This is a genomic window from Frankia sp. KB5 (assembly GCF_002099325.1).
GTDB lineage: Bacteria > Actinomycetota > Actinomycetes > Frankiales > Frankiaceae > Frankia > Frankia casuarinae.
Genome location: NZ_MRUJ01000129.1, coordinates 1 through 6,766, shown reverse-complemented (window position 1 = coordinate 6,766; position 6,766 = coordinate 1). Strand labels below are relative to the sequence as shown.

5 protein-coding genes and 1 pseudogene are annotated in these 6,766 nt (G+C 70.1%); 4 read left to right on the top strand and 2 right to left on the bottom strand.

Annotation, left to right across the window (positions count from 1 at the left end; translation table 11 throughout):
* Nucleotides 1-175: 175 nt before the first annotated feature.
* Nucleotides 176-1,738, bottom strand: coding sequence for a glutamine synthetase family protein (locus tag KBI5_RS13730; protein WP_085015459.1), 1,563 nt, complete (start codon nucleotides 1,736-1,738; stop codon nucleotides 176-178).
* 461 nt (nucleotides 1,739-2,199) lie between these two features.
* On the opposite strand from KBI5_RS13730, the gene KBI5_RS13725 reads away from it, so the two are divergent.
* Nucleotides 2,200-3,255 (top strand): amidohydrolase family protein, encoded by a 1,056-nt coding sequence (locus KBI5_RS13725; RefSeq protein ID WP_347272500.1) that lies wholly within the window; start codon nucleotides 2,200-2,202, stop codon nucleotides 3,253-3,255.
* 21 nt (nucleotides 3,256-3,276) lie between these two features.
* Here the strand turns inward: KBI5_RS13725 and KBI5_RS13720 are convergent, their stop codons facing one another.
* Nucleotides 3,277-3,762 (bottom strand): VOC family protein, encoded by a 486-nt coding sequence (locus KBI5_RS13720; RefSeq protein WP_085015457.1) that lies wholly within the window; start codon nucleotides 3,760-3,762, stop codon nucleotides 3,277-3,279.
* A gap of 97 nt (nucleotides 3,763-3,859) precedes the next feature.
* On the opposite strand from KBI5_RS13720, the gene KBI5_RS13715 reads away from it, so the two are divergent.
* The 3 genes and pseudogenes from KBI5_RS13715 to KBI5_RS13705 all read left to right on the top strand — a co-directional run.
* On the top strand, nucleotides 3,860-5,026 hold the full coding sequence (locus KBI5_RS13715) for a WYL domain-containing protein (RefSeq protein ID WP_085015460.1): 1,167 nt from the start codon (nucleotides 3,860-3,862) through the stop codon (nucleotides 5,024-5,026).
* A 443-nt stretch (nucleotides 5,027-5,469) separates the two neighbouring features.
* Nucleotides 5,470-6,417 (top strand): FAD-dependent monooxygenase, encoded by a 948-nt coding sequence (locus KBI5_RS13710; protein WP_157902505.1) that lies wholly within the window; start codon nucleotides 5,470-5,472, stop codon nucleotides 6,415-6,417.
* A gap of 60 nt (nucleotides 6,418-6,477) precedes the next feature.
* Nucleotides 6,478-6,766, top strand: a pseudogene (locus KBI5_RS13705) (IS1380 family transposase); the annotation flags it as partial.

Sequence of the window (6,766 nt, the reverse complement as noted above, 5' to 3'; positions counted from 1 at the left end):
TGCCTTCACCGCTCGGATCATGGCATGGATGGCGGGACATCTCGCCGCGGGCACCGTCGCCCGCGCCGGCGCGCTTGGCCCGGTCGACGCCTTCGGCGTCGAGGACCTGGAGCGGGCCGCCGCCGCGGCCGGACTGCGCCGGGTGGGCTGATACCCGGTCAGCACCGCCGGCAGGTCAGTACCGCCAGCGGGTCGCCGCGACGACGGCGGCCGGGGCGGCCTCGGCGAACCGGTCAATCTCCGCGCGCCGGACGGCGGCGACCGTGTCGTGCAGCTCCCGTCCCAGGGCGCGGTGCAACACCTCGTCGACCTCGAAGGCGGCGACCGCCTCGCCCAGGCTGGTGGGCAGGCGCCGGATGCCGCGGCGGGCCCGTTCGGCGGGGTCGAGCGAGGCCGGGTCAACGTCCACCGGCTCCGGCAACGTGGCCGCCGCCGCTAGCCCCGCCTGCCCGGCGGCCAGCAGACCGGCCACCAGAAGGTAAGGATTCGCGGTGAGGTCGAAGGATTTCACCTCCAGGTTCGCCGCCTGGCCGACCGCGGCCGGCGGCCCGGGGATCATACGCAATGCGGCCTCCCGGTTCTCCCGACCCCAGCAGGCGTGGACACCCGCCCACGTCGATGGCACCAGTCGCAGGTAGGAGGCGACGCTCGGGGCGCCGAGAGCCATCAGCGCCGGCAGCCGGCCGAGGATCCCGGCGGCGAACGCCTCCCCGGCAGCGGTCAGTCCGAGCGGCCCGTTGCCACCCGCCATGAGGTTGATCCGGCCCGGGCGGGCGGAGCCCCCACCGGTCCGGGCCAGGCCACCTGGGTACGGGCCGTCCGGGTACGGGCCGCCGGAGTTCGCCCCGCCCGGGCCTCCGCCCGAGGCCGTGGGCCGGGGCGGGGCCGGCGGCCGGTCGGGATCGTCGCTCCACAGGCTCAGATGCACGTGGCCGCCGTTGCCCACGTTGTCGACGAGAACCTTGGGGGCGAACGAGACGCGCAGGCCATGGCGCCTGCTGACGCCGCGCACCGTCTCCTTGACCAGCACGCATGTGTCGGCGGCGCCGAGGGGATCCTGCGCGGCGACGGACACCTCGAACTGACCGGCCGCGTACTCGGGATGGATCTGCTCGACGACCAGCCCCTCCTCGGTGAGCGCGGTGACCACATCCCGCAGGTAGTCACCGAGTTCGGCCACCCTGATCATCCCGTACGCCGGCCCGGAAGCGGCCGGGGCGAACTCGTCGGAACCGGCCGGGGAAACGGCCCATTCGACCTCGAACGCCATCATCGCCGTCAGGCCGTGCTCGGCGAGCAGGGCCGTCTGGAGGCGGACGAGTTCCCGGCCGTCCTGCGGGTGCGGTCGGCCGTCCTGGTCGCGACGGTCGGCGGGGGCCCAGGCCCAGCCGGGCTGGGCGGCGAGGGGTGTCAGCCGGTCCAGGTCGGGATGCAGCCGCAGATCCCCGACGGGACCCCCGGCGTAGCGCCCTGTCGTGATCGAGTCATCGGCGCCGAACACGTCGAACACCGGCGACACGCCGACGCCCCACACCGCCGCCGCGTCGAGTCGGCCGATCGGCACCCCCTTCATCCGAGTGATGYCGCTGTTGTCGACGTAGGTCACCGCAACACAGACGACGCCGCGTACCTCCAGGYTCGTCGCCGCATGCCGGGCCGCCGAGGCGAGCCGATCACGCCTACGATCCTCTCCGGCGATGATCCGAGGGGCGAACTCGTCCAACGCAGGCTCGTTCATCCTCACCTTCCCCACGGGTCTCCCCTGTCCCCATGGTCGCGCGTACGCCTGCCGGACGCCGGGCGGGGCRCACGGCACGGCGGCGCCTCACTCTCCCGCGATGTTACGGAGAGCGACAAAATTCGGCCGGATCGAAGGAGAAGCCAGCTGTTCATAACAAGCGCTCCGAGCGTTGTCCACAGTTGCCGCCGACGCAAGAAGAGATGAAAACACGGCAACATCATCGACTTTCGGAACGACTGTCCCCAGGAAGCCAGGAGTAATCCACAAGTTATCCACAGGGCCGCCGTGGACTTGGGGATGACCGAGTGTGTCCAGTACGGTCAGGCATGACCCCACCTTCCAGGGGGGATCATCGATGGGTGGGCCGCCCGGTGGAACCGTTCGTAGATCACGAGCTCGTCGACCATCACTGCCATGGTCTGGTCGGCCGCGATCTGACTCGCCCGGAATTCGAAAGCATGATCACTGAGGCGGAACACCCCGGACCACCGGGGACGACGCTGTTCGACAGCCAGATCGGCTTCGCCCTGCGGCGCTGGTGCGCGCCGGTGCTCGACCTGCCGGCGCATGCCGCGCCGGAAGACTACCTCGAACGCCGGGCGGAGCTTGRCCACGCCGAGGTGCACCGGCGGCTGCTGCGTGCCTGCGGGATCACCACGTTCTGCGTTGACGCCGGATTCCAACCGGAGCCGCTGACCAGCGCCGCGGAGCTGGCCGAGCTCGCCGGCGGACGCGGCGTGGACGTGGTGCGGTTGGAGCGGGTCGCCGAGCAGGCCGCGGTCGACGTCATCACCGGGCAGATCGGCATGACCCACCTCGCCGACACCGTGCGGGCCCGGCTCGAGTCCACCCGCCCCACCATGGTCGCGGTGAAGTCGGTCGCGGCCTACCGCGGCGGCCTGGAGCTGCCCGCACAGCGACCGACCGACCGCGAGGTCGCCGCCGCCGCTCGCGGCTGGATCCACGAGATCCGCGCCGGCGCCCCGATCCGGCTGACCGACCCCACCCTGCATGCCTTCCTCATCTGGTGCGGGGTCGACGCGCGGCTCCCCATCCAGATCCACGTCGGATACGGGGACAGCGACATCGACCTGCGCCGGGGCAACCCACTGCTACTCACCGGCCTGCTGCGGGCGATAGCACCGACCGAGGTCAGTGTGCTGCTGCTGCATTGCTACCCGTTCCACCGGGAGGCTGGCTACCTGGCCCAGGTGTTCCCGAACATCTACCTTGACCTCGGGCTCGCCATCCACAACTGCGGCCGCGGCTCGGCCGGCCTGCTCGCGCAGGCACTCGAACTCGCCCCGTTCGGCAAGTTCCTCTTCTCCACCGACGCCTTCGCGCTCGGCGAGCTGTACCTGCTCGGGGCCGTCCTGTTCCGGCGTGGGCTGTCGGCGTTCCTCGCGGCGGGCGTCGCCGACGACGCCTGGACCGCGGCGGACGCCAAGCGGGTCGCCCGGCTCATCTGCGCGGACAACGCCCGCCGCGTCTACAACCTGTACAACCCGCCCTGACCAGCACGGGCGGCTAGGCGGTCAGCCTGCGGCGGCCGGCGGGCAGAGGCAGAACGGGTGACCGACCGGGTCGAGAAGCACCCGCCACCGGTCCCCGCCCGGCTGGAACTCGGCCTGCCTCGCCCCGAGGCCTTCCGCCAGGGCGATGGCGRCCGTCAGGCCGGCGACCCGGAAATCCAGGTGGAACTGCTGCGGGGCGTCCTGGTCCGGCCAGCGCGGCGGCTGGTAGCCCGCCACCCGCTGGAAACCGATCATGATCTCGGTCCCCGGTGGGGTGAGGTATGCCCAGGCCCCCTCGTCGTCGGCGCCGGCGACGCCCCAGCCGGTCAACGTGCCGTAGAAGGTCGCGAGCTCCTTCGCGTCCGGACAGTCGAGCATCAGTCCGGCCCAGGTCACCGCCGCGTCACTCGCGAAGCCAGCACTTGCGGACCCAGCCGCCGCACCGGTAGCGGCCGTGTCCCCGGTCCTGTCCACACCCGTCTCCCGAGCCGGGTCCGTTCCCGCCATGGCGATCTCCTTCGCGTTCCGGTGTCGATGCGTCGGATCCCATCCTCGAAGCCATACCTGACTTCTCCTGGCAGGTATGGCCCGGGGAGAATCGGGCATGCGTGCCAGCCGGCTCCTCTCCGTCCTGCTGCTGTTGCAGACCCGTGGGCGGCTCACGGCGCGTGAGATCGCCGACGAGCTCGAGGTCTCCGTGCGGACGGTCTACCGGGATCTGGAGTCCCTCGCCGAGGCCGGGGTTCCGGTGCTGGCAGACCGCGGTGCCACCGGCGGGTACCGGCTGCTCGACGGCTTCCGCACCCGGCTGACCGGGTTGACCTCCGGCGAGGCCGACTCCCTGTTCCTCGCCGGCATGCCGGCGGCCGCCGGCGAGCTGGGGCTCGGCACGATGCTCGCGGCGGCGGAACTGAAGCTGATGGCGGMGCTGCCCGAGCAGCTGCGCGAACGGGCCGGCCGGGTGCGGGAGCGCTTCCATCTCGACGCGCCCGGCTGGTTCCGGGCCACCGAGGACACGCCGCTGCTGACCGAGGTGGCAGCGGCGGTGTGGGAGCAGCGCCGCGTCCGGGTCACCTACCGGCGTTGGCGGGCCCCCCGCGAGATCATCCGCCACCTCGAACCGCTCGGCGTGGTCCTCAAAGGCGGCACCTGGTACCTGGTCGCCAACGTCGCACACGGCACCCAGGGCGTAGGCCTGGCCGAGGACGCTGGCAGCACCCGAGACCCTGACGGCACCCGAGCCGCAGGCGCCACCGAGAGTGCGGACGGCAGCGGAGGCACGGAACCGGCGGGCGGGCCGGCCACTCTGCCCCGGGTGTACCGGGTCGCGAAGATCCTCAGCCTTGAGACGACCACCGAGACGTTCGAACGGCCGCATAGCTTCGACCTCGGCGCCTACTGGGCCGGCTGGACGGCCCGCTACGAATCCGAGGTCTACCGGACGCGGGCGACCGTGCGGCTTTCCCCGACCGGCGTGACGATGGCCCCCTTCCGGCTACCCCCGGCGGTCGCCCGCGCCGTCCGGGAGACGGCGAGCGCACCGGAGGAGGACGGCTGGGTACGCGCGGTCGTGCCGATCGAGTCCGTCCGGCACGCCGAGCGCGAGCTGCTCGTACTCGGCCCGGATCTGGAGGTGCTCCACCCCCCGGAGCTACGCGAGGCGGTGACGCGCGCCGTGGGCGCGCTCGCCGCGCTATACGGCGCACCGGCGCCGGGCAACGACGGAAGTCGCAGGCCCGTCGCCGGGAACCACAACCTGCCGGCACCCTGACTGCCGGCACCCTGAAGCCTCCGGACGCCGCGTGGCGCCTCGGCGCTTCGTCTGAATCACTGGGATGACGCCGGCACCAGGCTGCCAACCTTCACGGACGGCGGATGTCCACGCCCCTTACTCAGCGTCCATCGAGGAAGCGCTGAGCGGGACGAAGCAGCGGCTTCGACGGTCRCCAACCTCCCAGAGGGGGCTGAATCCAAGCCCGCGCGACCTGGAAGATCAATTGATCATGGCCGCGACCAGAACAATGATCGTATTTGGTCCTCGTCCAGGCTCCGCGTGCATCTCTGGACCCTGGGACATAGAGCCGCTGGTCACCGATGGTTCCGAACAGCACATCTTCCACTCGAAGATCCTTCCGGACGCGTCGTATAGGTGATGCCAACCCCTGCCATTCATGGAGCACGTAGACTTCTGGCGTGGTCAGAGGAAGCTACGACGTGGTGATCGTGGGCGCGGGCCCGGCTGGGAGCGTGGCCGCCTTCGCATTGAAGCGACGGAACCCCCGCCTTCGCGTACTCCTGACCGACAAGGCTGTTTTCCCGCGTGATAAGGCATGCGGTGACGGCCTCGGCGCAGGGGCAGTTGCGGCCCTGCGCCGCCTAGGCCTGCTTGGTGTTGTCCATGACGCCATTTCACCACTGAGCGTGCGAGTCAGCGGACCTGACGGAACCGAGGCGACGGCGGTCGGCCCGACAGTCGCCGGCCGCGATCTTTCCGGATACGTACTTCCACGTGAAATCCTCGACGCGCGTCTCGTTGCTGCGGCACGCGAGGTCGGAGTCGAAATGCGAGAAGGAACATCATACCATTCATCGGAGCTAACCGGCAACAGCCGGGTTATCACATTCAAGACCGGTTCGAGATCGAACTCYGTCGAGGCAGCCCTGATGATCGGTGCCGATGGTGCCTATTCTCGGGTACGACGCGATCTTGGAGTCGGCCGCCAGGATGACCGATTCTCCTCGATCGCCATGCGCTCATATGCCAAGTTCTCGGATCCGCGCCGCGCCCCGCAGGAGGTTATGCCGCTCCGACTCGACTTCAGTGACAAGGTACTTCCTGGCTACGGATGGGTGTTTCCTGTCTCCGACGATGTCGTCAATCTCGGTGTGGGTCTACCGGTATCCACTATGCGGGAGAAATCGTTGAACCCGCACAATCTGCTCAGCGCCTACGTGGAGGATCTACGGGCCCGAGGGTTCATCGTCGAAGAGCCGAACAAGCTACTCTCACATTATCTCCCGCATGCCGGAAAACTGGCTCCGATGGCGCATCCCCGCGCCGCACTCATCGGAGACGCCGCCGCGAGCATCAACCCTCTCAGCCTGGATGCACCGTCCGATTTGCCCGGTGATCGGCGTGGTGGACGAGAAAGTGCCCTCTGACCTGGGACGATGGGGTTGCTGAGACCGTCCATCCATCCGACAGGCGAGGGCACTTCCGAAGTGCGATTGTTACATACCACGTCGAAGATCGATCTCCGGTTCGATGACCCCAACCTGGTCGCCGCCGCCGGGCTGGTGCCGGTGATGCGGCTGGCCGAGCGGGCCGGCCTGCCGGACCTGGTCGCCGACCATGTCCGCCTGCCCGCCGCGGCCGGGTCGGCCGGGGCGAACGCCGAGCTGAAGGTGGGTTGCCTGGTCGCGGGCATGGCCGCCGGGGCGGACAGCATCGACGACCTGGCGCTGCTGCGCCACGACGCGCTCGCCGGGGTGTTCGGCGGGATCCGCGCGC